At 44.2% G+C, this 25,277-nt stretch carries 20 protein-coding genes; 7 read left to right on the top strand and 13 right to left on the bottom strand.

What is annotated here, in order from left to right; translation table 11 throughout:
- The first annotated feature begins 161 nt into the window (after positions 1–161).
- Both V7R35_RS15220 and V7R35_RS15215 read left to right on the top strand, forming a co-directional pair.
- Positions 162–740, top strand: coding sequence for an SPOR domain-containing protein (locus tag V7R35_RS15220; RefSeq protein WP_334015773.1), 579 nt, complete (start codon positions 162–164; stop codon positions 738–740).
- Between the two features lie 55 nt (positions 741–795).
- Positions 796–1,563 (top strand): hypothetical protein, encoded by a 768-nt coding sequence (locus V7R35_RS15215; protein WP_334015772.1) that lies wholly within the window; start codon positions 796–798, stop codon positions 1,561–1,563.
- Here the strand turns inward: V7R35_RS15215 and V7R35_RS15210 are convergent.
- Together V7R35_RS15210 and V7R35_RS15205 are read right to left on the bottom strand one after the other, a co-directional pair.
- Positions 1,560–2,279 carry a hypothetical protein gene (locus V7R35_RS15210; protein WP_334015770.1) on the bottom strand — a complete coding sequence of 240 codons (720 nt, stop codon included), beginning with the start codon at positions 2,277–2,279 and terminating at the stop codon, positions 1,560–1,562. The genes V7R35_RS15215 and V7R35_RS15210 overlap by 4 nt on opposite strands.
- Before the next feature lie 155 nt (positions 2,280–2,434).
- Positions 2,435–3,067 carry a cold shock and DUF1294 domain-containing protein gene (locus V7R35_RS15205; protein WP_334015768.1) on the bottom strand — a complete coding sequence of 211 codons (633 nt, stop codon included), beginning with the start codon at positions 3,065–3,067 and terminating at the stop codon, positions 2,435–2,437.
- 253 nt (positions 3,068–3,320) lie between these two features.
- Between V7R35_RS15205 and hslV the strand changes: the two genes are divergently transcribed.
- Both hslV and hslU read left to right on the top strand, forming a co-directional pair.
- A complete protein-coding gene (hslV, locus tag V7R35_RS15200; RefSeq protein WP_334015767.1) occupies positions 3,321–3,845 on the top strand; it encodes an ATP-dependent protease subunit HslV in 525 nt (174 codons plus the stop codon).
- Between the two features lie 106 nt (positions 3,846–3,951).
- Positions 3,952–5,280 carry an HslU--HslV peptidase ATPase subunit gene (hslU, locus tag V7R35_RS15195; protein ID WP_334015766.1) on the top strand — a complete coding sequence of 443 codons (1,329 nt, stop codon included), beginning with the start codon at positions 3,952–3,954 and terminating at the stop codon, positions 5,278–5,280.
- Positions 5,281–5,407: 127 nt separating this feature from the next.
- Here hslU and V7R35_RS15190 read toward each other — a convergent pair whose 3' ends face one another.
- The 5 genes from V7R35_RS15190 to V7R35_RS15170 form a co-directional block, all read right to left on the bottom strand.
- Positions 5,408–6,349: an ATP-grasp domain-containing protein gene (locus tag V7R35_RS15190; protein ID WP_334015764.1), complete on the bottom strand. Its 942-nt coding sequence runs from the start codon at positions 6,347–6,349 to the stop codon at positions 5,408–5,410.
- Between the two features lie 84 nt (positions 6,350–6,433).
- On the bottom strand, positions 6,434–6,616 hold the full coding sequence (locus V7R35_RS15185; RefSeq protein ID WP_334015762.1) for a hypothetical protein: 183 nt from the start codon (positions 6,614–6,616) through the stop codon (positions 6,434–6,436).
- 41 nt (positions 6,617–6,657) lie between these two features.
- Complete coding sequence (locus V7R35_RS15180) at positions 6,658–6,969, bottom strand: helix-turn-helix domain-containing protein (protein WP_334015761.1); 312 nt, start codon at positions 6,967–6,969, stop codon at positions 6,658–6,660.
- Positions 6,966–9,275: a peptidase domain-containing ABC transporter gene (locus V7R35_RS15175; protein WP_334015759.1), complete on the bottom strand. Its 2,310-nt coding sequence runs from the start codon at positions 9,273–9,275 to the stop codon at positions 6,966–6,968. Before V7R35_RS15175 ends, V7R35_RS15180 begins: the two co-directional genes overlap by 4 nt.
- Before the next feature lie 2 nt (positions 9,276–9,277).
- On the bottom strand, positions 9,278–10,531 hold the full coding sequence (locus V7R35_RS15170; protein WP_334015758.1) for an HlyD family secretion protein: 1,254 nt from the start codon (positions 10,529–10,531) through the stop codon (positions 9,278–9,280).
- 407 nt (positions 10,532–10,938) lie between these two features.
- Between V7R35_RS15170 and V7R35_RS15165 the strand changes: the two genes are divergently transcribed.
- Positions 10,939–12,483 carry a hydroxymethylglutaryl-CoA reductase gene (locus V7R35_RS15165; RefSeq protein ID WP_334015757.1) on the top strand — a complete coding sequence of 515 codons (1,545 nt, stop codon included), beginning with the start codon at positions 10,939–10,941 and terminating at the stop codon, positions 12,481–12,483.
- A 110-nt stretch (positions 12,484–12,593) separates the two neighbouring features.
- Here V7R35_RS15165 and V7R35_RS15160 read toward each other — a convergent pair whose 3' ends face one another.
- Positions 12,594–15,929 carry an amidohydrolase family protein gene (locus V7R35_RS15160; RefSeq protein WP_334015756.1) on the bottom strand — a complete coding sequence of 1,112 codons (3,336 nt, stop codon included), beginning with the start codon at positions 15,927–15,929 and terminating at the stop codon, positions 12,594–12,596.
- Positions 15,930–16,201: 272 nt separating this feature from the next.
- Between V7R35_RS15160 and V7R35_RS15155 the strand changes: the two genes are divergently transcribed.
- Both V7R35_RS15155 and V7R35_RS15150 read left to right on the top strand, forming a co-directional pair.
- Positions 16,202–18,373 (top strand): molybdopterin oxidoreductase family protein, encoded by a 2,172-nt coding sequence (locus tag V7R35_RS15155; RefSeq protein ID WP_334015836.1) that lies wholly within the window; start codon positions 16,202–16,204, stop codon positions 18,371–18,373.
- A 139-nt stretch (positions 18,374–18,512) separates the two neighbouring features.
- The gene (locus V7R35_RS15150; protein WP_334015755.1) at positions 18,513–18,995 is read left to right on the top strand and encodes a hypothetical protein; all 483 of its coding nucleotides are present in this window, start codon (positions 18,513–18,515) and stop codon (positions 18,993–18,995) included.
- 193 nt (positions 18,996–19,188) lie between these two features.
- Here the strand turns inward: V7R35_RS15150 and gorA are convergent, their stop codons facing one another.
- The 5 genes from gorA to V7R35_RS15125 form a co-directional block, all read right to left on the bottom strand.
- Entirely contained in the window at positions 19,189–20,538 is a 1,350-nt protein-coding gene (gorA, locus tag V7R35_RS15145; protein WP_334015753.1) for a glutathione-disulfide reductase, read from the bottom strand.
- 248 nt (positions 20,539–20,786) lie between these two features.
- Positions 20,787–22,118 carry a response regulator gene (locus tag V7R35_RS15140; protein ID WP_334015751.1) on the bottom strand — a complete coding sequence of 444 codons (1,332 nt, stop codon included), beginning with the start codon at positions 22,116–22,118 and terminating at the stop codon, positions 20,787–20,789.
- A 63-nt stretch (positions 22,119–22,181) separates the two neighbouring features.
- The gene (locus V7R35_RS15135) at positions 22,182–23,846 is read right to left on the bottom strand and encodes an ATP-binding protein (protein WP_334015749.1); all 1,665 of its coding nucleotides are present in this window, start codon (positions 23,844–23,846) and stop codon (positions 22,182–22,184) included.
- 10 nt (positions 23,847–23,856) lie between these two features.
- Positions 23,857–24,687 carry a phosphate/phosphite/phosphonate ABC transporter substrate-binding protein gene (locus V7R35_RS15130; protein ID WP_334015748.1) on the bottom strand — a complete coding sequence of 277 codons (831 nt, stop codon included), beginning with the start codon at positions 24,685–24,687 and terminating at the stop codon, positions 23,857–23,859.
- A gap of 23 nt (positions 24,688–24,710) precedes the next feature.
- On the bottom strand, positions 24,711–25,271 hold the full coding sequence (locus V7R35_RS15125; protein WP_334015747.1) for a response regulator: 561 nt from the start codon (positions 25,269–25,271) through the stop codon (positions 24,711–24,713).
- Positions 25,272–25,277: the final 6 nt, after the last annotated feature.

Raw genomic sequence — 25,277 nt, 5'->3', positions numbered from 1 at the left:
GCAATACGTTAAAATTTAGCAATAACGTCGGCTGTTTTTAACCGTAGATATATACTAATGATGTATGTTATTAGTTTGAACAAATGGCCGAATACAGCCTTGGTATAAGACGTTTTTCTTACGACCACGAACAACGATAACAAGTAGGAATATTGCCAACTATGGCTCAACGCGATTATGTCTCTCGTGGACGCTCTACACAAAAAAAGAAGCCTGCGAATAGTGGCAGGAAACCCGCATCACAAAACCAATCTAATGCCCCAGCGCTAGGTAAACTACCTATTATTCGTCTTGTGGGCGTGTCTGCTTTGGTTATAGGTTTTGGTGTTTTTCTATGGTCTATAAAAGACAATGTTGAAGAACAAGTAGATGTACAGGCATCAAGACCAGTAGCACCTACCGAAGAGGCATTACCGGAGTTACCGGAAGAAGAGTGGGAATACATTAAAACACTTCCAGGCTACGAAGTAGAAGTTGAAGTTCAAGAGCAGGAAAAGTCTGATAAACGTTACCTAATGCAGTGCGCGTCATTCAGAACCCGTGCGCAAGCTGAAGAAATGAAAGCTAAAATTGCTTTCCAAGGGTTAGAGGCACTAATTCGCCACAGCAGCGGCAGTAACGGCGACTGGTTCCGCGTTATTCTGGGGCCATTTGAGTCTAAGCGCGATGCTGAAAAAGCAAAGCACAGTCTGCGTAAAGTGAATATAGCGACTTGCCAAATTTGGTACTGGAATTTGTAAACCGCATTATTTTCGACAGATAGGGATATGATAAACGGCATATATGGCAAACAGCATGGCTAACAAAAATAGTGTTTTTGATGTGCCTAATTATCAATACTACAGCCTAAAAGAACTTGAAGATGTTTTGCAAAATATCGACAAACATCAATATCCCGAGCGCTACGTCGCTGCGCAGGCTGCGTTTGAAGTTAAGAAAGCGTCTAGTGTACTGAAAGAAGAAAAGCGCGTTCGGGATTCTAATAACTCCTCTAATCGTACCGATGGCCATTTTGAAAAATCTAAATGGTCAAAGCTTCATGTTGTTGCACGGTACAATATTGCTCTTCTCATCGTGTTATTCGTAGGGTTATTCGTGCCATTGTCTGCTGATTTTAGCACCGTCAAAACATGGGTAGATAATTCTGGCTGGTTCATAGTTTTATTGTCGTTGGTAGTGACGTGTCTATGGTATGCATCTATTGCTGTTGATGAAGCGTTTAGATTCAAACTCAATGACGATATTCGTGGCAAAATAACGATATTCTTGATGCCCTTCTTTGGCATCATGCTTAGCTGGAACGCAATTGATAATGCGCTGCCTTATATGCTGCATGCACTTTCTTCAAGTGAAGAAACTGAACATGCAGTGCTGTTTAATAAAGGTAGCGCGACTAAACATTGTAAATTTAATTTGCAGCTGGAAGATACTCAAACACATTCACACAGTCAGCTATGTGTGAATAAAAGTGCATTCAATAGGCTTTCCCAAAAAGGCACTGTAGTATTAAAAGGTAATGAAAGCGCTTTTGGGTTTACCATTGAGTCTTATCGCTTTCACTAGTTATTCGGTTTAATCATCGCAATAGCCAACGCAAAGAACCAAACTATTTGTCCTAAACCAAAAATAGCCGTTGTCGCTTCGAATAATGGAACTGTTTCTAAAAACGAAACACCTGAAAATAAGGTCATAACGCCCGCTATTCCTACAACTACGCCCATGATATGAATGATGTTTGCGTACTTATTGGCTTTTATGCCCATGTAGCTAATCAGCAGCACCCAGAGCGCTCCGAGAAGTTCGATACCTCCTCCAAGCGCATCTATCACAATATCTACACTGTTTAAGACCACAACAGCATTTTCTTCACTGGTGTTAGCATAGTTTGCAAGAGACGGCAGGCTTACTAAAAAAATAAAAGTGCTAGCGAGTACAAAGGTTGCCCAAATGTTTCCCAATGAACTGTTAAATCGTGCCGCGATAGGGCTCGTGCTTTCGAATATCTTTAACAACGATTGGTTCAGCAATATAAGGCCTAAGCTAAACACAATGCCAATAACGATATAGCCCATAAAAAAGGTATCGCGCTGTGACAAAAGGAACGTAAGGCGAGAACTCTCATTGCCATCTTCAGGTGCTTCAATTAGTCCAAAAAACAGCACGAAGCCGAAGATATAAGTGAGTCCACAAACGAGCGATGCTATGCCGCCCGCTTTTCGTTGCGCAGAATTTACTGTTTCATGGATAGGTGCGTTAGATGTGTGTGGGTTTAATTCCATTTTTTACTCGTGCTTTACTCTTACTTGGCTTCTGCTCGGCTGTTACATAGCTCTCACACAGCGGGGCTACAGATATTCATTAAGAACTACATGATGTAACCCATCAACCCCAATTTGTAACAAACATTGATTGCGCGGTAGCAGTGGTACTAAAACTACTGGTGAAGAAACGGAATAGCTATACCCCAGCGTTCTGCAAGCACGTTAGACGTTAATACACCAATGGCGAAAGCGTTAAGTGCAGCGGTAGCCCAAAACACACGCATAAAAGCCGGCTTGCTACGTTTATGTTTAAAAACATGCTGCGCAATAAAAGCGCCAGGCCACCCACCTAAAAGGCCTAGTATGTGAAGTTTACTTTCAGATATGCGCCATCGTTGATGTTTGGCGGCAGATTTGTCGATGCCATAACAACTAAAGGCAATAGCACTTATTACTGCGCAGAAATAAGTGACATTAACAGGCAATTGACCTATTACAGTTAGCAACACCAACGCGCTGCAATACACTGTTACAACTATCTTAGCTATTTTGGAGCCTGACTTAATTGCGTTGGGTTGAGAGCGCACGTTTTTGTAGTCTTTTAATAGTTTTATAGAAGCCGCTTTTTGCCCGCCTTTACCATCTTCTTTCATTTCATAAACGATAATATCGCCATTCACTGGGCGTCGAGAGCGTTTCAAAAAGCTACTGATATGAACAAAGGCACGGGTTCCGCCTCCATTGGGTTCAACAAAACCAAAGCCTTTGGCGTCATCCCAATTCTGAATTCTTCCCTGATACTTCATCTATCTTCCTTTTAAACTACGTATTAAGAGTAAAGAGTATGTGAAGCAAGACGCACTTATTCAATGTACTTTTTTAAACACAGGTATCTTTTTATCCCACTACAGTGAAACAGCATGTGGTAATACCCTTGAAAATAAGGCGTGCTGCCCCACTTTAAGAAGTATTGGACTTACAGGCTATCGCAGCGAGACGTTTTTAGTGAAACTGTTTTAGACAGTTTGGCGATAGCACCCAGCAAAACGGGGAATTAACGTGACAACGATTGTATCTGTACGACGTGGAAATCAGGTAGTAATGGCCGGAGATGGTCAGGTATCGCTAGGCAATACCGTAATGAAGGGCAATGCGCGCAAAGTTCGCCGCTTGTATCACGATAAAATTTTAGCAGGCTTTGCTGGTGGTACTGCAGATGCGTTTACGTTGTTTGAGCGCTTTGAAGCGAAACTAGAAGCGCATCAGGGGCATTTAACCAAAGCCGCTGTTGAACTAGCGAAAGACTGGCGCACCGACCGAATGTTGCGAAAGCTCGAGGCATTATTGGCTGTAGCCGATGAAACCGCGTCATTTATAATTACAGGTAATGGCGATGTGGTGCAGCCTGAACAAGACTTAATTGCTATTGGGTCTGGTGGTAACTATGCACAAGCAGCGGCAACCGCGCTGTTAAACAACACCGAATTAAGTGCAAAGGAAATAGCGGAAAAATCGCTGACTATTGCAGGTGATATTTGTGTATTCACCAACCATAGCCAAACTGTTGATGTACTAGATTATTAAATCACCAAATTACTCAGTTTTTGCCTGAGCAAAAACTCATTCGCCGCGTTGGCGCTTTTTGTAATACCTTCCAACGCGAAGCGCTTTGTTAGAAAAGGGTTTATTCATGTCTGAAATGACACCAAGAGAAATTGTCCACGAACTGGACCGCCATATCATTGGTCAGCAAGACGCCAAACGCGCAGTATCTATTGCGCTGCGTAATCGCTGGCGCCGTATGCAGCTTGAGCCAGAATTACGCCAAGAAGTAACGCCTAAAAACATCCTTATGATTGGCCCAACCGGTGTGGGTAAAACTGAAATTGCACGCCGTTTGGCAAAGCTAGCCAATGCACCATTTATTAAAGTGGAAGCGACAAAATTTACCGAAGTAGGTTATGTAGGTAAAGAAGTAGAAACTATCATTCGTGACCTTGCGGACATTGCCGTTAAGATGACGAAAGAAAACGAAATGAAGAAGGTAAAATTCCGTGCTGAAGAAGCAGCGGAAGACCGCATTCTTGACGTTCTTATTCCGCCACCAGAAGACGCGTGGGGTAACAAAGAAGATGTTGAAGATCGCGGTACACGCCAAGCGTTTCGCAAAAAGCTTCGTCAGGGCGATCTAGACGACAAAGAAATTGATATTGATGTGGCACAGCCTCAGGTGGGCGTAGAAATTATGGCGCCTCCTGGTATGGAAGAAATGACTAATCAGCTTCAAGGCATGTTCCAAAATCTGTCGGGTTCGCAAAAGAAAAAGAAGAAGCTGAAAATTAAAGACGCATTCAAACTGCTTGTTGAAGAAGAGGCTGCCCGCCTTGTCAATCAAGAAGACTTGAAAGAAAAAGCGATTGAAGCAGTAGAGCAGCACGGCATTGTGTTTGTTGATGAAATTGATAAAATTTGTAAGCGTGAAGGCAATACATCAGGTGATGTGTCGCGTGAAGGCGTACAGCGTGACCTATTGCCATTAGTAGAAGGCTCAACAGTATCTACCAAGCACGGTATGGTTAAAACCGACCATATTTTGTTTATTGCTTCTGGTGCTTTCCAAATGAGTAAGCCGTCTGACCTTATTCCAGAGCTACAGGGCCGTTTACCTATCCGTGTTGAACTGTCGGCGCTCAAAGTAGACGACTTTAAACGTATTTTAACCGAGCCAAACGCATCGCTTACGCATCAGTATATTGCGTTGATGAAAACCGAGGGCGTTGACATTAGTTTCGACGAATCAGGTATTCAACGTATTGCTGAGGCCGCGTGGCAGGTAAACGAGCGCACTGAAAATATTGGTGCCCGCCGTTTGCATACGGTGCTTGAACGCTTAATGGAAGATATCTCGTTTGATGCTTCTGAGAAAAGCGGTGAAAGCTTTGTGATTGATGCAGCGTATGTAAACAACCACTTAGAAACACTAGTAGACAACGAAGATCTTTCGCGTTTTATTCTATAAATAAGTGTTTTACAGCGGCCATTACATCGCTGTATTAACCTACTGAAAGCCCAGTTTTGTGACATTAACACGCTGGGCTTTTTTGTATTTTCAGTAATACCTACTTCTTTAACCCTCCGCTGCGCTCTTAATTAGTCAGTAATGACACTAAGCGGCCCGTGATATCAAGGCCAGTGTCTTTTTCTACTTTCATGAAAAATGGGCTAGGGTTTGCTTCTAAGAAAAAGTACGTACCTTTAGCACTTTTACGCCAATCGATAGCACACCAGTGCATACCTAATGCCTTGCAAATAGACACCGCTAAACGCTGCGTTTCTTTTGGAACAAGTGTGATTACAGGCGTAGCGTTTTTATCGTTTCTAAAGTCTAGTTCGGTAGAGGGGATCTCAACACTTAATACATCGCTTCCTAATACATAGCTTCGAATATTGGTGCCACCAATATATTTTTGAAAAGTAACAGGGCGCTGATGAAGCAGCGTAGTTAACAAGGGTTTTAACTCGGGCGTTTTATTAACGAATTGTGCTGTTTTCCCCCCCCTAACCGGCTTATACACTACGTTTTCCATGTTATAACAAAACTGAGTAGCGACATCTGCAGCGTTACCTATAAAGGTATAAGGTACTTTTGCACCTAATTTAGCCGCTGCTCTTAGCTGAGCGGGTTTACACTGATGCGAGCGAATCGCGTCAATTGGGTTCACCCACTTAATGTCGTTAAAGCTAAACCAGCACAGCATTGCGCTACTTTTTTCTTGTTCAATCCAGCTTTGTTCATAAGCGGCCTCTTGATTTGAAGACGTAATTGGCTCACCCGTAATATACTCGTGCCAGTAGGCAGAATGCGTAGATGAAAACGTAATACGCTGGGGCATAGACTGGTTTATTTCACACATTTCATGATTAAAGTGAATGCATCCATCGTTAAAGTCGGGGTCATAACTCAGGTTCCAAGAAATGCCAAATTGTGAGGTGTTGATGATAAAATTCTGATGGCCAGACTGCGTGATAGCAGAGGCGACGTGCTGAATTTGTGGGTCTTTTTCGTTACCCAATAACGCAATGTGCATGTTTGTCCTTGTCGATACAAGATAAAGTGTAAAGCTTACAAACTGCGCGCTTGGACACCCTTTTCACCAAGCGCGCTTGACTAATTAAGACAGGATGTCAGGTAATTTACCGCCGTCTTCTCCAATAGCCATTGTTATGTAAACCGGCTCTTTGGGAGGTCCTAGGCGCTCAGGTTCATCGCAGAAGTATGCTTTAGATACTCCTCCAGCTATTTCAAAAAGTTGGTTTTCAGCTAATTCAACACAGTCTTGTGTGGTGTTTTTCATATTACGCTCCTTGTAAGCGTTGGTTTTAAAATGCGCCGCCGTTAAGCCGACAGCGCTTCGTGGTAAAGGGTTCTAAAGCAGCCTGCAATAAGCGCTGTTCTGCTAGAAATATTCAGCTTTTTATAAATATTTGCGCAATGAAACTTAACGGTACGCTCGCTAATGAAAAGGTCTTGCGCAATGGTTTTATTTGAGCAGCCTTCCATTATTTTGTGCGCTACCTGCAGTTCGCGTTTAGACAAACAATTTATTGGCAATAAGTCTTCGCTTGGCATGATGCCTTGCTCTTCAATAGACAGACGTTCTTTTTCCGTCATAAGCTGCGGCGTTTCTTGTCTTTCTCTATGTGTCATTGGTTTTCTCCTGGAAGGTCTTGCATTTGATTCCCTGGTACTTCAGAGGGAGAGTATGAATGTAGTTGCCCGTTGCGTAGACATAGCACGCGGTCTGCGATGGCAATAGATTGAGGTCGATGTGCCACAATAATGCGGGTGATATTCAGCGACTTCAGGTGAGCGTTAATCTTGGCTTCGTTTTCTATATCTAAATGACTACTGGCTTCATCAAGAAACAATATGTCGGGGTTTTGATAAAGGGCTCTTGCTAAAAGTAAACGTTGCTTCTGTCCGCCACTTAAGCTGCTACCCATGTCACCAATTAGTGTGAAGTACTGCATAGGCATTGCCGCTACTTCATCGTGAAGGCAGGCCAGTTGCGCCGAGCGCACAATTTTTTCTATCGAAGGATTGTCTTCAAAACAGCTGATATTGTCAGCTATTGTGCCGCTCAAGCAGGTATCTTCTTGAAGTACAGACGCTACCTTAATAGGGGCTCTCTCTCCTATAGAATGGCATTGAGGTGAGCACGCCTCGGAATAGCTGGCTTCAGGCGAGTAAGGCTGAGACAAGTCTTGTTGTGACAACACGTTTGCTGACTTTTTGACTGCTGCAGTGTGAAAGTGCTTCAGCCTTCCTTCGTTTAACGGGTAAAGCCCCATCAAACATTTCAATAGTGTGCTTTTTCCGCTACCGCTGTCTCCAACTATTGCGATTATCTCTCCCGCCTTTACCGCTATATTTAAATTGCGAAATACCCATTCGCTGTTTTCGCTATAGCGATAGCCGATGTGTTCTGCCGTCATAGCGTTTAAAGAAAGTTGGTTTATAGCGCTGGTGTCATCACAATGCTTCGACGAAGAAGCGCTGAGCGTCGGGTTTTGCTCAAAAGTAAGCTGATGCGTAGTAGGCGGGGTGAACAGAATGTCGCTTAAACGCGCAAAGTGAACATTCAGCATTTTTAGCTCTATAAGCTTTCCAACAATGCCGTCTATTGCCCCTACAAATCGTGTTTTATAGGCAATAAAAGCTAACAGCATGCCTATAGTTAGCTCGTTATCCATAACCAGCGTGGCACCGATGTACACAACGATAAGGTTTTCTATACCAAACAAAACCTGATTGACAGAGGCACTGCCAATGTTAATCTTCCCTAGAAGAATGTCTTTGTTTAGTGATGCTACTAGCTTGTTTTGCCAATCGCTGTGGCGCACAGCACCTTGCTGGTAAACCCTAATAGGTAGGATGGCACGAACGCTTTCCATAAAATGGGATTGCTCACTTGCCGACAGCGCAATTTTCTCGGTAGTGAGACGTTTCATCACTGGCAGCAAGCACAGCCTAATAGCTAAATACAGTGCCATAACAACAAGTACAGTAGCGCTAAGTTTTATGGAGTACATTGCCATAACAACTAGCGTGATAATTGCCATAACACCATCGAGTACTGCAGTGACTACGCCTGTTGTTAAGAATTCTCTAATGTGAGCCAGTGAGCCAAAGCGCGAGACAATATCGCCAATATGTCGCTTGGCAAAGTAGTCTAGCGGCAGTGATAAAAGGTGCTTAAATACTGAGGCAGATAGCTGCAATTGAACTCGGGTTGATACCGCAAGAACCAGTAGCTTTCTAACGATGCCCGTAAATACTTCGATAAAAAGTAAAAAAGAGAAGCCAATCGCCAATGCTTTAAGCAGCGCGTCATTATTGTGTGTAAGCACATCATCAATAACCGTTTGCATATAATAAGGCGTAGCCAATGCAAAAATTTGGAGCACAACAGACAACGCAAGAAGCGTGGCCAGATTGCGCTTAAATCCTATAGCTTTACTAAAAAAAGATGCAAGGCGTAAACGCGGTGAGTTTTTCTCTGGCGTGAAGTCATCACTGGGTTTCACCTCAAGGGCAATACCCGTAATGCTGCGAGAAGCTTCGGCAAGTGAAAGTTTACGTAAGCCCACTGCGGGGTCGTTAATCCACACCTTTTTATTCTTAACCCGCGTTAGCACCACAAAGTGATTCATGTTCCAGTGCAAAATAGCCGGGCAGGTTAACGATGAGAGATCGTCCATTTCAATTTTAAGTGCTCTAGTTTGAAACCCCATCGACGTTGCTATATGCATAACATCTTTTAATGTGGCGCCTCGAAGCGAAACACATAACTGTTGTCGTAAAGCCGTGAGATCGCGTTTATCGCCATAAAACTGGGCAATCATGTTAAGGCAAGCCAAGCCACATTCCGCGGCTTCACTTTGTAACACAACGGGCACGCGAGCTTTTTTGTTTAGCTGTTCAATGGGATTGGTAAAGGTTAGTGTGGTCATTGTTAAAGCTTCCCAATTACGCTGTACAGGGGTTCAAGTAACCACTCCATAAGCGTCCTGTTACTTAGTTCAACGTCAGCTGAAAACGTCATTCCAGCGCGCAGACTAACGGCTTTTCCGTAAGCCAAGATTTCTTGGCTATTTATGGATGCGGTAACCAAATACGTAGGTTCATTTATCGGTATAGGGGCATTATTAAGGTCGCCTGGGATAAGCACGCTATGCGACACCGATTTAACCTGTCCTTGCTGCACACCAAACTTTTGATAGGGAAACGCGTCGTAGCGAATATGTAGCGCTTGTCCAACGTCAACAAACCCTGCTGACCGAACAGGTACTAATATTCTTGCTTGAATATCGTTGTCTTGCGGCAGCAATGTAAGTAACAAATTAGAACCATCTACAATGTGCCCCGGCTGCAAGTTCATACCCGATACAATGCCTGCTTTGGGTGCGTATACCGTTTCCTTTGTTTGTTCGTTGTGAAGTACGATTTGCTGCGTTACGTCGCTAAGTGCATTTTTGAAATTCGCAAGTTCATTAGCGTGTTGCTGTGGAAGTCGCTCTATTTCCCGCTGTAAGGTATTAATCGCTATGAATTCTTTGCGTTTATCCTGCTGAGCTAGCTTAAATTGCTGCTCTGTACTTAAATATTGCAGCGTTTGGTTATCAAATTCCGACGCACTTATATGCCCTTTAAGTTGCAGTATTTCTGCTTTTTCTAGGCTTACTTTGGCTAAGCTCCATTGTTTTTGTGCTAATGCTGTAATGTTGCTTTGTGCTTCGAACGATTGCTGTAATGCAGCAAGCGTTTCGTTCTTCGCGATGGTATTTGCAATATGCAGCGCCTCAATTCTAACTATGGTGTTATGCAGTCGCTGCTGCTTCGCATTTAATTCTTTCAAAAGCATACTGCTGGCACGTTCACCCGTTTCGCTCTGTTTACTGTATGTAATTTCAAGCAGTGGTGTGCCTGCTTCAACTGCATCACCTTCTTTAGCTAAAACCCGGGTTACAGTACCTCTGCGCATATCTGGGTATAACTTGAAAACACCAGTGGCTGGCTCTAACCAACCTAGCACCGACGCTTTGCGCGAGAATGATGTGGTGTTCATATACACGATAACAGCCACAACCCATATGAAAATGGCGGTGGTTAACAGCATAAATGCAGGTTTAGGTGTCATTAATAAGCGCCCCTGCGTTTTGCTGTTTTGGGCGCTAACCGCTTCTTGTCGAAAAAGTCCTTTTCTCATTTGAACCCCACAATTTCCCTATTTGCATTGAACGTTGGTTGCCCTTTGATGAAAAAGAAAGGTATCTGGTGTCGCTTCCATGACGACGCATTATCCTTGGCATCAAATCCCTGACGCCTCCGTTGTTACTGCCAGATACCCTGTGAAACACATCATCAGAGTGACGCAAACAAGACTATGCGTAATTGTGTTGTTTTGTTTTTGTCGCGAGGTCGTATTTTCTGAAGCTCACTAATACAAAGGGCGTGGCGCAATTTTTAAAGCGGTTGGCTCAAAAGTGTAAGTTGATTTGGCGCAATTATTTCGCGCAATGAAAAGAATAAGTCATAGAACTGACTAAAGAATGTGCTATAAAAAACAAAGAAATATGAAAAACAGCAAAAAGACGTACTTAAAAAGGAATACTCATGTTTGTACCCAGCATACTCTTAAAGCAGCTTTATACTCGTGGCAGCCTTACAAAAGCAGGTAACGGGCTAACGTTTACGCTTAAAAACCGTTTAAAAGACGCCACAATTAATGAGGTGAAATGGATTTCATTGGATGGTGAGAAAATTCCTGAAGATAAAATATCGCTACAATTAACGAGCGATACGCGTGTTTCAGTTGCAGAACTGAATAAGTCAGAAGGTAAACCATTCGGATTACGTCAAAGCATTACGGTGCATCTTGATATTAACGAGGCCCCTTGCCCGGAAAAGCGCAAGCTTGGCATTTGCTTTTCAGCATCGCCTTTTGGAAAACTTAAGTTTGAAGTAGATGACAACATTACTGCTGAAGGGCAGCGCAGTGCGTCTATACCGCGTGACGATATGGACGACTATGGCGAGTCAATTATAAAAACACGTCAGGAATATTTTGAAAGCGCCACTGGAAAGAAAGTGAATCATGTCGGCAAATATTCAATAGATCCTACCGAGCTTCAAGGCAATATTGAGCACTTTATCGGCGTGGCACAAGTGCCAATTGGTATTGCGGGGCCACTTAAAATTAACGGTGAGCATGCTAAAGGTGAATTCGTTGTGCCATTAGCTACCACAGAAGGTACGCTGGTTGCGTCTTACAACCGTGGAATGAAGCTTTTGAACATGAGTGGCGGTGTAACGGCTACCGTTGTTGATGATGCGATGCAGCGCGCTCCGGTATTTATTTTCGAAAATGCCCGCGGCGCAAGAGATTTTGTGAAGTGGGTAAAGGAAAACTTCGACAAAATTAAAGAAGAAGCGGAAGCTACGTCAAGCGTCGCGCAGCTTACTTATATCGATCATTTCCTATCAAACAAATTCGCATTTTTGCGTTTTAACTACAAAACGGGCGATGCCGCTGGCCAAAACATGGTCGGCCGTGCAACGTTTGCTGCGTGCGGGTGGATTTTGGACCACTATGAAGGCATTGAAAACTTTTACTTAGAATCGAACTTCGCAACCGATAAAAAAGCATCGCAAATTAACATTATGCGTACGCGTGGTAAGCGTGTGACGGCAGAGGCGACTATTAAGCGTGAGCATCTGCTTGAAGTTATGCGCGTAGATCCTAAACAAATTGACTACCACGGGCGCGTTGCTGGGGTGGGCTCATTCTTATCGGGTGTAAATAACACGGGTCTTCACTCACCAAACGGCATTACCGCTATGTTTATTGCTACCGGACAAGATGTGGCAAACGTCTCTGAGTCATCTGCCGGTATGATGTACTCTGAACTTACCGAAGAAGGCGATTTATACGTTTCTATTACCATTCCATCGCTTATTGTTGCTACTTACGGCGGCGGTACGGGTATTGGTACACAGCGTGAATGTTTAGAGCTGCTTGATTGTTACGGACGTGACCGCGTGTATAAGTTTGCAGAGATTGTAGCGTCGGTGGTACTTGCTGGTGAAATTTCACTTGCATCAGCCATCAGTTCATCTGACTGGGTATCGTCTCACGAGCAGTATGGGCGAAACCGCTAATTTCTCTTACTAACGCCTGATTAAAATAATGGCGTTACACCTATAAAAAAAGCCAGTGAGCTAAGCTTCACTGGCTTTTTTGTGTGCTTTACACCATAGGCGCTAAAGGCCTAGTGTTCCCAATGATAGTGATGTGCTTTAGCTTCCACTTCATCTGCGGTTTGCTGAGGCATAAAGGTAGCATTGTCTTGCTCGAAGAAGAACGGCTTACGGGTTTTCTTGCTGCCTACTTCGTTCATGGTTGCCGACTCGTAAACACGGCCATTAAGTACGGTGTACTCAACATACTCACTTTTCTTAATGTCGCTTAATACATCGCCGTCGATAACCACTAAGTCAGCCAATTTACCTTTTTCGATACTACCAATATCGTTGCCCATGCCAAGGTGTTTCGCGCCGTCAATGGTGCCACCACGCAGTGCCTCCCATGCACTAAAGCCGCCTTGCTCCATTATCCAAAGCTCCCAGTGTGCTGCAAGACCTTCACGTTGACCGTGCGCACCAATGTGAACACTTACGCCATTGTCGCGAAGTTCTTTCGCGTAGGCGGCTACATTCTGGTGGTTGTATTGGTTCTCTGGTGCCGTTGGTCTGCGAATAGCACGGCTATCCAAAATGGTTGAAGGGGTATAACGCAGTAGGCGTGGGTTTTTCCACACTTCTGTTTTGTCGTACCAGTACTCTTCACCCATCATGCCGCCGTAAGACACAACAAACGTTGGTGTGTAGCCAAATTCGGTAGCACGCCAAAGTTGAGTAACGTCGCTGTAGCCTTTTTCAACAGGAATACTGTGCTCAAGGCCGGTGTGACCGTCTACAAGCATTGTTAAGTTCTGCTGAAGCTTACCGCCACCTTCTGGCACTACCATCATTTCTTGGTGTTTTGCTGCCCACAGCACCTGCTGACGCTGATCGCGACGCGGTTGGTTGTAGCTTTTCACCGAAATAGCGCCAGCGTCTTTTAAGCGCTCAACATGGAAATACGCATCTTCGTAGTTGTTGATAATCGCTTTATATCCAAGACCTTCCGCTCCGTACAAAATGGTGCCGGTTGAATAGATTCGAGGAGCAACAATGTCGCCTTTTCGCTGTAATTCAGAGGCAGCAAAAATCTCGGTTGTATCGTTAGATGGGTCGTGAATAGTGGTTACACCAAACGACACATTTGAATACTGGCTCCAGTTTTGCTGTGGAATAATTTCGTTTCGACCTTGCGAACCGTGTGCGTGTGTATCTACCAGCCCAGGGATAATGGTTTTACCGCTGGTATCAATTTGCATAGCGTCGTCAGGAATTTTAACTTCGCCGCGCTTGCCTACAGCTTCAATGCGGTTGTCTTTAATTAACACTACGCCATCTTCAATCACTTCTTGCGTATTGTCGGCGTCGCGCATAGTAACTACTTTGCCGCCTACAAGCGCTTTATAACCCAATGGCTTATCTGCTTTGGTACTAAACGATAAATCAATACCTTCAGCCACTGGCTCTGGTAGTGTTTCTGGTGCGCCTTCTACAAACGCAAATGCTTCATCTAGTGAACGTTTATAAAGTGTTGGGCCATTAAACCAGCTTACCGTTTTGTTGTCTGGTGACCACGTTAGGTATTCACCAGCTCGACTTGAAAGTTGCGTAACGGGTAGCGATGTCATGTTCGGGCCAATGGTAATCTTTTTACCATTTTCAACAAACGGTGCTACGTAGGTTTTAAATTGATACACAAACGCAACCCACTTTTTATCGTGTGACAGTTTGTACTCACTTACCTTGGTTGAGCCGTAAAGGTGCGTGCGCTTGTCGTTGCCTTGTAAGTTAACGCTAGAAAGCTGAGTTTCATAATACGCTGCGCCGCCAGCCGATTCCGTAAAGTAAACACGGTCATCATCACCCGCAAAATGCGCGTTGTAGCCACCTTCAGTCACTTTGTTAACGGTATCTTCTTCAAGGTCAGCTACATAGATACCTGGCTCTACGGAATACTTAGGGTCAAGCAAGTAGCCGCCGGTAAATTTGCGGAATACGACCTTTTCACCATCGGCAGAAAATGACGGCTCAATGTAATGGCCAGGCTGTGATGAAATGACTTTGCCCTTACCACCGCGTGCAGATACAACGCGAACGCTACCTAGGTTTTGGTCGTTCCATGTGGTGTAAACAATCTTCTTACCGTCGTTAGAAAAGCGCGGGTAGTATTCGTCGTGGTCGTTCTGTTTTGTGAGGCGTTTTATTTTGCCCGACTTCACATCGCGCACATAAAGCTTACCTAAAGCTTGGAATAAAACCGTTTTGCCGTTTGGCGACATTTGAGACCAGCGGATCATTCGCACATCAAATTCGTCAGGCGCAACATCCACGTCGAATCGCAGTGCATCAGCGTACTTCACAGTACCTTCAACATTAATATTAATGGTGTTTGTAGTTTTGTCTTTAATGTCGATGGCGTGGAACTTACCACCAGTCCAATAAACAATTTTAGAGCTATCTGGCATCCAGTCGAAATACGCAAAATAGCCTTCCGAGCCGAAGCCTTCCTGCATATCGCGTTCAAGTTCAAGGGTAAGTGGTGTTTCAACGCCCGTTTTTACATCTTTGATAAACAGGGCTGTACGGTCTTTAACACGGCGTACAAAGGCAACGTACTTACCGTCTGGCGATGGAGTAGGTACTACTGCGCCACCTGTGCCGCTGATGTAGCGACTTTCTTCACCGGTTTCACGGTCGTATCGAGTAACCGCAAAAATACCTTCAAGGGGGTCACGGTTATATTCAAAGCGCGCGCCGGGTACTGTGTTTTCCGTAAAGTAGATGTATTTTCCGTCAGGCGAAAATACAGGGTCAGCAATGTTCTGCTGATCGCGCTTACCGTTGTTACGCGCTTTTATTTGAAGGCCATCGCCACCCGATTTGTGGTACATCCAGATTTCACCTGCAGGAATACTGCGGCTAGACATAATGCCTTTTGTTACCACTAAATATTCGCCGTCTGGGCTCCATTTAGGTGAGTGAATTAGGTTGCTCTTCTCTTTGGTTATTTGGCGTAGGTTCGAACCGTCAATGTCCATTACCCAAATATTGCTAAGCCCGTCGCGGTCTGACACAAACGCAATCTGTTTTCCGTCTGGAGAGATAGCAGGGTGAATGTTCCAAGCGAAATCTTGAGTGATTGGCGTGGCTTTACCGCCTGCGGTATCAACCTTGTACAAGTCGCCCAGCATATCGAACACCATAAATTTGCCATTCGGTGCAATATCTAGGCTAGACCACGTGGTTTCTGTTGTATTAATGGTGACTTCGTTTAGTGAATAAGGCGGGTTAGTCACTTCCCAATTCTCGACGTCGTATTCCGATTGTGTTTCTGTGTTGGCCAATGCTGCCAACGGCGCTATTGCACTTAAGCTCAGTGCGCTTGCTAACGCAGCGGTTAGCAAGTTCTTAGAGGTTTTAATCATAGTGGTGGTTCCAAACACTTTATTTATAGTTTTCTTGCTTTTACTTTTTATTATTTGAATAACAGTATGCCTTATGTAGCTACAACTCAACGTAAGCGTGGCATTGTGTATTATCTTACCGTAAAGCTTCATACACATTGTGGTAATGCGATTGTATGTACGATTTAAGCGCTTAATGCGCACATCATTACTTTCAGTGATGCTTGTCTATTACAGCAATAATCGCTAATTTCATAACAAGATATTAACAAGTGACTTGTGTGAGAACTACCGTGAGCAACGCCGAACAACAATTGCATTATTCTACCTGTACGCTTTGTGAAGCCATGTGTGGCATTGAGGTAGCAACAAAGGGCCGTCAAATATTGTCAATAAAAGGGGACAAAGATAACCCTTTTAGCCAAGGTTATATTTGCCCGAAAGCCAGTGCCTTAAAAGATTTGTACGACGACCCCGACCGTTTAAAGCGCCCAGTGAAAAAAGTGAGGCTTGAAGGAGGCGAGAGCGCCTGGAAGGAGATTTCGTGGGATGAGGCGTTTGATTTAGTTGCGAACAAATTGCACAACATACAGCAAGCTTATGGCAACAATGCGGTAGGCGTATATTTAGGTAACCCCAATGCTCATAATATGGGGTCGATATTGTTTGGCCCCTATTTTTATAGGGCGCTTAAATCACATAACCGATATTCAGCTACGTCAGTTGATCAGTTACCGCATCATATTGTAAGTAGAAGGCTGTTTGGTCATATTTCACAAATTCCTATTCCCGATATCGATCACACGCAACACTTTATGATTATTGGTGGAAACCCGCTGGCATCGAACGGCAGCATTATGACAGTGCCAAACGTGAAAAAGCGTTTGAAAGCCATTCAAAAGCGAGGCGGGAAAGTGGTTGTTGTCGACCCCAAGCGCAGTGAAACCGCTGACATAAGCTGCGAGCACCATTTCATTCGCCCCGGAAGCGATGTGCTACTTTTACTGGCAATGCTGCACGTGTTGTTTGAAAAGCAGCTACATAAAATGAATGCAATATTGCCTTATGCCGAAGACATTAAAGCGGTAGAACATTACGTTAAGGATTATTCGCCGCAAAAAGTGAGCGAAGCTACGGGTATTTCAGCTTCACACATTACGCAGCTAGTTACCGACTTCTGTGATGCCGATTCCGCCGTTTGCTATGGCAGGATGGGGGCAAGCGTGCAGGCTTTTGGTACTTTAACGCAGTACCTAATCATGTTGTTTAACATGCTTACCGGAAACTTAGATAAGCGAGGGGGCATGATGTTCACTCAGCCCGCCGCCGACGTGCTTCCAGTTTCAGGTAAGGGGAGTATGGGTGGATTTACTTCTCGCGTAAGAGGGCTTCCTTCATTTGCCGGCGAGTATCCGGTGGCCTGCTTGGCCGAAGAAATACTTACGCCTGGTGAAGGCCAAATTAAAGCTATGGTGATTGGTGCGGGAAACCCAGTGGTTACTACACCAAATGCAGAGCAGCTCGATAAGGCATTCTCTGAACTCGACTTTATGGTAGCGGTAGATTTCTACGTGACTGAAACCTCTCGTCATGCCGATGTCATACTTCCTCCGGTGACTGCACTAGAACGCGACCATTACGACATTGTGTTTCACAACTTTGCGGTGCGTAATTTTGCTATCTACTCTGAAGCGGCAGTGGAAACAGATGAAGACCAGCTTACCGACTGGCAAATTTACTTATCGTTAGCTGAACGGTTAGATGCCCTAAATGGAAAAAGTACAGCCCACTATGATGCACTTTGGGATAAGCAACCTAAAGGTGTGGTAGACGATTTACTACAAGCTGGGTTGTATGGCGGTAAATCAGGTAATGCCGATGAAAGCCTAGCGCAAGGGCTTTCGCTTGCGAAGTTAAAAGCACACCCTCACGGTATTGATTTAGGGCCGCTTCAACCGTCTTTACCCAACGCGTTGTTCCAGGAAGATAAGAAAATACACTTAGATTTTGATTATTTTATGTCGGATTTAGACAGAGTAAATGCGCAGTTTTTTGGTGCCGAGAAGCAAGAAGAGTCACTTGTTTTAATAGGGCGCAGGCATATTAAAACGAATAACTCGTGGCTGCATAACAGCCCAAGAATGGTAAAAGGAAACAATCGCTGTACGCTGCAGCTTCACCCTGATGATGGCGCCACACACGGTATTGAAAATGGTGATGAAGTGCGTGTTACATCGCGCGTAGGGATGGTAACCATAGAGGCCGAAATTACCGATGCCATTATGCCGGGCGTGGTGTCCATACCTCACGGTTGGGGGCATAACAAAAAAGGCATAAAGCTTTCTGTGGCAAGCCAAACCCCTGGGGTAAATACCAATATTCTTACCGACGATTTGCAGGTAGATGAGCTGTCGGGAAATGCAGTGCTAAATGGCGTGCCGGTTAAACTGGAAAAGGTTAGCTGAACACATTTGGAGGTCATGTTGCCTCAACATTGACAACTTGTTTTTGCTGGGGCACGCTGATTAACACTCTCAGTGCGATTTTCGTGCTTTGAAGGACTACTACGGTGTAGACGCACTCTTCACCTAAAAAGGATTTACTATGAAATTGAAGCACTTTGTTAAGGCAATGGTTACTGCCATATTAATTAGTAACACGGCATACGCAACAACAGATCCCTCAGGTGAATCTAACTCCTTTGAGATAACAATAAAGCAATTGCGTGAATTTGGCGTGCCAATCCAAGTGCCAGGCTTGTGGTACATAAATGAAAATTCAGCGTTGGAGTTTTATAGTTCTGGCAGTCATGCGATTGAATCTCTCTCGAATCATATCCTCAAGGGGCAAGCATTAACGCAGAATGAAAACTTAGGTCAAGGGTTAAAGCACCTAAGAAGTCTGTCTAAAATGAATTCAGAAGACTTTTTGAGTCAGGAACGAGAAAGCCCAGCATATATAGTTTCGTTAGTCGTAGACAACCCAAACATGCCTTGTCCACCTTGTGAAGTTCAAAGTGAACGCTTAAAGGAAATACAGAGCAAGAAACAGAATGTAGATGTGGTGGTTATTACAATAGCGAATTAAGACACTAAACGGTCACAGAGGGCGTTAGTCTTTAGAACTGTGATTGTAAGAGCTAAGAAAGGCTATAAGTTCCGAAGGCTATGATTGCAAGAACATGATGGCCTATTGCTCACAAACATCAACGTTTAATTAATGGAGTGTAAGTGAGTAAAGGCCATCTAAAAATGCTTAGCAAAAGCTTTTAGTTACTCCGTTAGGTCATCGTAACGAATTCTTCACCACTGGTTGGGTGAATAGCAACACAGGCGTCGAAGTCGGCCTTTGTGGCGCCCATTTTAATGGCAACCGCAAAGCCTTGAAGAATTTCATCCATGCCATGGCCTATGCCGTGCAGGCCAACCACTTTCTCATCTTTGCCTACACATACCAGCTTCATTTTGGTCATTTGACGATGACGCGTTACGGCGGTGTACATAGATGCAAAGCTAGACGTGTACACTTTTACATTGTCTTCGCCATGTTCTTCTATTGCTTCACCTTCGGTTAAACCAATTGTACCAATAGGTGGATGACTAAATACCACGGTAGGTATTTGCGAGTAGTCCATGTGTGCATCTTTCTGCCCATTGAACAAGCGCTCGCTTAGTAGGCGACCCGCTTTAACAGCAACAGGGGTAAGCTCTGCTTCACCGGTAATGTCGCCAACGGCATAGACGTTTTTTGCAGTGGTGTTTTGATACTTGTCGACCTTTACTGTGCCATTGTCGTTAAGCTCAACGTCGGTGTTTTCAAGGCCGATTTTATCGGTCGATGGCTCGCGACCAATAGCCCACACAAGGCAATCTGATTTTAGTACTTCGCCATTGGTTAGATAAACTGATAGTTCACCGTCATCGGCTTTTTCCACTTTCTCAACGCTTGCGTGAGTATGCAGTTTGGGCCCTTCTGCGTTTATCATGTCTACCAAGGTTTCATGAATAATAGGGTCGAAGTTGCGAAGAGGGGCATGCTTTCTTACTACAAGATGTGCTTCTGTACCCAACGCGTGCAAAACACCCGCAAGCTCCACGCCGATATAGCCTGCACCCACTACCACCGCGCGTTTGGGTTGCTGCTTAAGTGCAAAGAAACCGTCTGAATCGATACCGTATTCGGCACCTTCGATATTTGGAAAAACAGGGCGGCCGCCTACAGCAATGGTGATATGGTCGGCAGTATATTGTTTGCCATCAACTTCAACGGTGTTGTTGTCTATGAATTTCGCAAAGCCACGAATTAAGGTTACATCGTTTGCGGTTAACACGCGGTCGTATGATGCATGAATGCGTTCAATATATGCCTGGCGACTGGCAATAAGCCCTTCCCAACTGAAGTGGTTTACTGATACATCAAATCCGTACTCTGGCGCATAGCGATGTATTGCTTCGGCTACTTGTGCACCGTACCACATAGCTTTTTTGGGAACGCACCCTACGTTTACGCAGGTACCGCCAATATCTTTTGCTTCAATAATTGCTGCTTTCTTGCCGTGCTTGGCTGCTCGGTTTGCTGACGCAATACCGCCGCTTCCACCACCAATACTGATATAGTCAAAATGTTCCATTTAAAACGCCTTTTCTGTGGATTGGGCAAGAGCTTGGTTTCACGTTATTGGCTCGTGACGTGTTAAACAAAAAGCCCTGCTGCACGCGTTTGACGCGCTAATTAATCATATATCCACAAGACCGACATTGGCATGTGAATATTTCAATGTATGTAATCATGGGGGTGACGCTTGTTAAAACAACAGCTAAAACAACGCCAACGAATTAAATGTATACGTAGCTTACGATCAATAGCTCATACCCATTTTTAATCGACGTGCTCTGACGGCTCATTGTGAACATTGATTTCTTCTGTCGCCTGTGGCTCTACTTGTATACTGAATGCCTTGCCACGCTCTTCTTCAAAATGAATAAGTTTGTGAATAGTTGCGTCAGTAAAAACATGCCCTTCTGGCAGAATTAATATGTGACTGTCGTTGTAAAGGTTTTGCGCTAAAACCATTCCTGATTTTAACTGAGTTGCTTTCATGGATGTGTGTAGAAGCGTGCTGGTGGTAACGTCTTCAGCTTCCAATAACAAGTCTAAAAACTCGCCATCATAACGCGTGTTGCGATGCTTCTTCATCTCAAGCTTGGCGTCACGAGGTGATAGTTCAATGCCGCTTAAACGGCCAGTTACCAAGCGCCAGTAGTCACGTGCTATTGCTAAAATACGGGCACCTACGGGAATTTCTTTCGCCACTTTTTTGTATAGCCCTGAACCATTATAATGTTCGAACTGATATTCAATAATGTCAGACACACCATGTAGTTCGTGAGCGGGAGCCAGTATAAGTGCGGCTTGCTTTGTCTGTGTTAGATAATCTTGCTGTTGTTGATATTTTAATTTTGCGAAGGGCGCAAGAAAGTCTTCTGTTTTAAGGCCAAGCAAACCAAGCTCACAAATTAACCCTGCATAGCGAACAAGTTTAATTTCTTCTTTGCCTAACCGTGCAATGCGCGCCAATTTTCCCGCAAGCTCACTCACCTCAATGGCGAATTTCCCATTAATGTGTGGGTTAATACTGATTACGTTAAACAAAACCTGCTCCATTGCGAGGTTGTGTTTTTCAATTTTTTGCAGCGCCGCTTTAATTTGGCGCGTGCGTTTATGCACCATTTGCTCTAGTTGTGTATTAACGTCTTTCAGCTTTTTATTTTGCAAGCGTGTTAACTTCTGTAGCCTCTCATTTTCCGCTTTTAGTTTTACTCGTTCTAGCCCTTCTTCAACCACGCGAATGAGTTCTTGATTATCCCAAGGCTTTTGAAGATAGCGGTGAATTTTACCTTCGTTAACCGCTTTTATCGTTGATTCAATATCAGCGTATCCCGTTAACACCACGCGAAAAGTATCTGGGTAATGCTTTGCCACCTGTTCAAGTAGTTGGGCTCCCGACATTTGAGGCATTTTCATATCTGAAATAACCACGTGCACGTCGTTAGTATTAAGCAACTCGAGTGCCTTTGCGCCGCTGTCTGCAAGCAGTAGCGTGATGTCCATAGTGAAAAGCGCACGCTTTATAGCGCGAAGGATATTTGGCTCATCATCCACAAATAGCACTGTGTATGTTGCCTTCTTATCAGCTTTCAACTCTGTCATAAATACATATCCTTTATTAGCATCATGCTCGCGTTAATTTTTCCGCGGTATTGAAAAGCATGTTTATTGCTCCTCGGCATTTTCATCTTCTTTCTTTACCAGTGGTAGTGACAATGTAAAACAGCTGCCGTCGCCTTCTTTACTTTCAGCAAACAAGGTTCCACCATGCTCTTGCGCAATACCGAACGAAATAGATAGTCCCAACCCTGTTCCTTGGCCTTCAGGTTTGGTTGTGAAAAACGGATTAAAGAGCTTATCCAAATGGCTGGCAGGTATGCCACATCCCGAGTCTTCTACACGAAGCTCAAGGTGATCCCCGACCGTGCAGGTGGTTATAATAATTGTGCCGTGCTTGCCAGTACTCTCGATAGCCTGACCTGCGTTAATCAATAAGTTTGTAATTACCTGAGAGATTTTGCCGACATTCATCGATATATCAGGTACGTTACCCAAATGCGTCTCAACGGTGCATGTGTATTTGAGCTGATTGTTCACCATCGCTAATGTTGTGCGTACACAGTCATTAATGTTGTGCAAATGCATTTCGTCACTGTCTACTCGCGAAAACAGTTTCAGCCCTTTTACTATCTCGGCAACCCTGTGCAAACCTTCTTTTGAGTCTTTTAATAAGTCTGAGATATCATCGTTTACGAAATCGATGTCCTGATTGGCAAGCAGGCTTTCCAAGTCTTTAATAGCTTTTTGACGCCGATCCTCGTCTCTTTCTTCCAGAACAGCTTTAAGTTGAGAAAAAATCATTTGATAAGTGGCAACGTACTCGCTTAACGTTGCAATATTGCTGCTTACAAAGCCCACTGGGTTATTTATTTCGTGAGCCACCCCTGCGGCTAGCTGACCAACCGACGCCATCTTTTCAGCCTGCAGTAACTGCACTTGAGCTTCTTTTAAATCTTTATTGGTTTCTTCAAGCTGGTAGTTCTTTTTGTGGAGCAGAGCAGTCCTGTCTTGCACTTTTTCTTCTAACAAGGTGTTAAGCTCTTTAAGCTCGTCTTGTATTCGCTGTCTGTGGCTGTATTCCTCTTTTAGACGCTCTACAATGCTATTAAAAGCTTCCGCTAGATCGCTTAGCTCATCTTTTCCTTTTACCTCAATATAGACATCTTGGTAATTATTGTTCTCGACTGCATCACCCAATCGCTGCGCGCCTTGATGAAGTCTTGATAGCTGCGACATTAAATACGAACCTACAGAGTAAGAAAGCAGTCCAATAAGAATGAATTCAAGGAGAGCAAGCAAGAGTGTCCAGCTTCGTACGCGCGAGACGGATTCGGTATTAGATGCAATGTTTAACCCTAGTTCAACGAAGCCATAAACAGTGTTGTTTACCATAATAGGGGCGCGAGTGTCGTAGACACCATCTGTTGATTCTGTGGCTGCTGTATCTTGAACGAAACCTTCGCTTGATAAGTCTGTATTGCTCTTTTCAACAAACACTTTGCCGTTTTTATCAATAACGCGAACGTAAGCAATATTGGGGTTGGTAAGAATCTCTGTTACATCTGCATCAAGCGCTGAAATATCATAGCTTAGAAAGGCATTTTTCGTAGTTGATACAAAAAGCGCCACGGTGGTGTCTGCCGATTTTTTTACACTGTTATCAACTAGGTCGTTGAGCAGTTGAAATACAGTAATGATTAGCACCAATAGCAGAAGTGCAGCTATGGAGGCTATGCCTGTAATGGTTTTCGTTCGTAAAGACAGTCGCATGGTTACCCACTCAAATTTGAGGCCGAGATAATGATATAATCCCCAGCGCTCTTACATCGTCCCAATCACTATCGCTTGATTGAATAAAACCGTTGAACCCTAATCCCTCTAGAACCCATGACTTACTGGTGTCGTCTGATATTGCTATTAATGCTTTAAGGATAGCCTCTCTGTGGTTTTGCGCCATGTTAGGGTGCGTTGCCAGCGCATGTGGTGTGTAACCATTGCTTTCCCACAGCACGGTCAGTGCTTCATTAACATCATCAGGTACTGCACCTAGCGTGCGTAGAATACCGCCGCCGCTTTGAAAGAAGCCCTTCTTCACGGCGAAATAGACTGAGTCGTGAGATTTCACATAACGAGGAATAAAGCTGATGTTTCGTTTCCTGAGTTCTGCTTGAGTGATAATGGTTGCGGCAAATGCTGCCGGAGCCGGAAAGGCCATTTCAGTGCCGTTTAAATCTTCAAGCGAAGTAATATCGCTATCTTTGCGTGTAACAATAATGCCCTTAATCGCTTTATTCTTTTGGCGAGCCAAGGCTTTGTAGCCAACAGCATCGCTAAACGCTACGAAGTGATAGGGATTCATATACGCAATATCGTATTTTCCCTCGGCCAGGTTGCTTTCGAAAGTAGGGATGTCTTTGGCTGTCTGAAATTCGATATTTAGCCCAGAGTATTCTGAAATATAGTGAATAAGCGGCTGCCACCGCTCTACCATTTTTTTAGCCGACTGTTGCGGAACCACTCCTAGCGTTAATGTTGTTGTCGTATTGTTCGCCATTGTTGCTGAAGAGAACAACAATATAAAAAGGCAAATTTGGTGTCGAAATAGTTGCATATACCGCTCCTTGTTTTGGCGTTTTACATCGACATGTATTGTTCTAAAACCATGGTCAAATCATGGTTTGAAAATGGCTTTTGTAAGGTTGCATCGGCACCTAAATCCAGTGCTCTCTCAAGACTTATGTGATCTAGTGCTGAAATGACAACAATTTTTAGATCTTTGTATCTGCTTTGTTTGCGCGTGAAATCAATAACGCTGTAACCGTCCATGCCCGGCATGCTTAAGTCAAGCGTCATGATTTTGGGTTGATACTGGCTTAGCATTATGCCAGCCTGAAAACCGCCGATAGCGATGTGGCTTTCATAGCCGGCGCGCCGCGCTACGCGTTGAATCGATTTGGCCAATGGCATTTCGTCATCTACAATCAAGATAGAAGGGTTTGCTGTGCTTTTTAGGGCATCAGGTATAGGCATGTCGTGACGCTCTAAAAACTCGATAAAGTCTTCAACGAGTACTCGGTTGTTTCCTCTACCGGGCAGCTTAAAACCTTTTAACTTTCCACTTTCTATCCATCTGATTACGGTACGCAGGTTAACATCGCAATATTCAGCGATTTCGCCCGAGGTTAATGTTTTCATAACTTA

This window comes from Alteromonas sp. S167 (genome assembly GCF_036864375.1).
Lineage (GTDB): Bacteria > Pseudomonadota > Gammaproteobacteria > Enterobacterales > Alteromonadaceae > Alteromonas.
This window is presented reverse-complemented; position numbering and strand designations above follow the sequence as displayed.

Bases quoted from the DNA above. Each gene is read 5' to 3' on its own strand.
- V7R35_RS15140 (WP_334015751.1), bottom strand. From the start codon at position 22,118: ATGACAGAGTTGAAAGCTGATAAGAAGGCAACATACACAGTGCTATTT.
- V7R35_RS15160 (WP_334015756.1), bottom strand. From the start codon at position 15,929: ATGATTAAAACCTCTAAGAACTTGCTAACCGCTGCGTTAGCAAGCGCA.
- hslU (WP_334015766.1), top strand. From the start codon at position 3,952: ATGTCTGAAATGACACCAAGAGAAATTGTCCACGAACTGGACCGCCAT.
- V7R35_RS15135 (WP_334015749.1), bottom strand. From the start codon at position 23,846: ATGCGACTGTCTTTACGAACGAAAACCATTACAGGCATAGCCTCCATA.
- V7R35_RS15165 (WP_334015757.1), top strand. From the start codon at position 10,939: ATGTTTGTACCCAGCATACTCTTAAAGCAGCTTTATACTCGTGGCAGC.
- V7R35_RS15210 (WP_334015770.1), bottom strand. From the start codon at position 2,279: ATGGAATTAAACCCACACACATCTAACGCACCTATCCATGAAACAGTA.
- V7R35_RS15190 (WP_334015764.1), bottom strand. From the start codon at position 6,349: ATGCACATTGCGTTATTGGGTAACGAAAAAGACCCACAAATTCAGCAC.
- V7R35_RS15175 (WP_334015759.1), bottom strand. From the start codon at position 9,275: ATGACCACACTAACCTTTACCAATCCCATTGAACAGCTAAACAAAAAA.
- V7R35_RS15180 (WP_334015761.1), bottom strand. From the start codon at position 6,969: ATGACACATAGAGAAAGACAAGAAACGCCGCAGCTTATGACGGAAAAA.
- V7R35_RS15170 (WP_334015758.1), bottom strand. From the start codon at position 10,531: ATGAGAAAAGGACTTTTTCGACAAGAAGCGGTTAGCGCCCAAAACAGC.
- gorA (WP_334015753.1), bottom strand. From the start codon at position 20,538: ATGGAACATTTTGACTATATCAGTATTGGTGGTGGAAGCGGCGGTATT.
- V7R35_RS15125 (WP_334015747.1), bottom strand. From the start codon at position 25,271: ATGAAAACATTAACCTCGGGCGAAATCGCTGAATATTGCGATGTTAAC.
- V7R35_RS15205 (WP_334015768.1), bottom strand. From the start codon at position 3,067: ATGAAGTATCAGGGAAGAATTCAGAATTGGGATGACGCCAAAGGCTTT.
- V7R35_RS15130 (WP_334015748.1), bottom strand. From the start codon at position 24,687: ATGCAACTATTTCGACACCAAATTTGCCTTTTTATATTGTTGTTCTCT.
- V7R35_RS15150 (WP_334015755.1), top strand. From the start codon at position 18,513: ATGAAATTGAAGCACTTTGTTAAGGCAATGGTTACTGCCATATTAATT.
- V7R35_RS15215 (WP_334015772.1), top strand. From the start codon at position 796: ATGGCTAACAAAAATAGTGTTTTTGATGTGCCTAATTATCAATACTAC.
- V7R35_RS15220 (WP_334015773.1), top strand. From the start codon at position 162: ATGGCTCAACGCGATTATGTCTCTCGTGGACGCTCTACACAAAAAAAG.
- V7R35_RS15185 (WP_334015762.1), bottom strand. From the start codon at position 6,616: ATGAAAAACACCACACAAGACTGTGTTGAATTAGCTGAAAACCAACTT.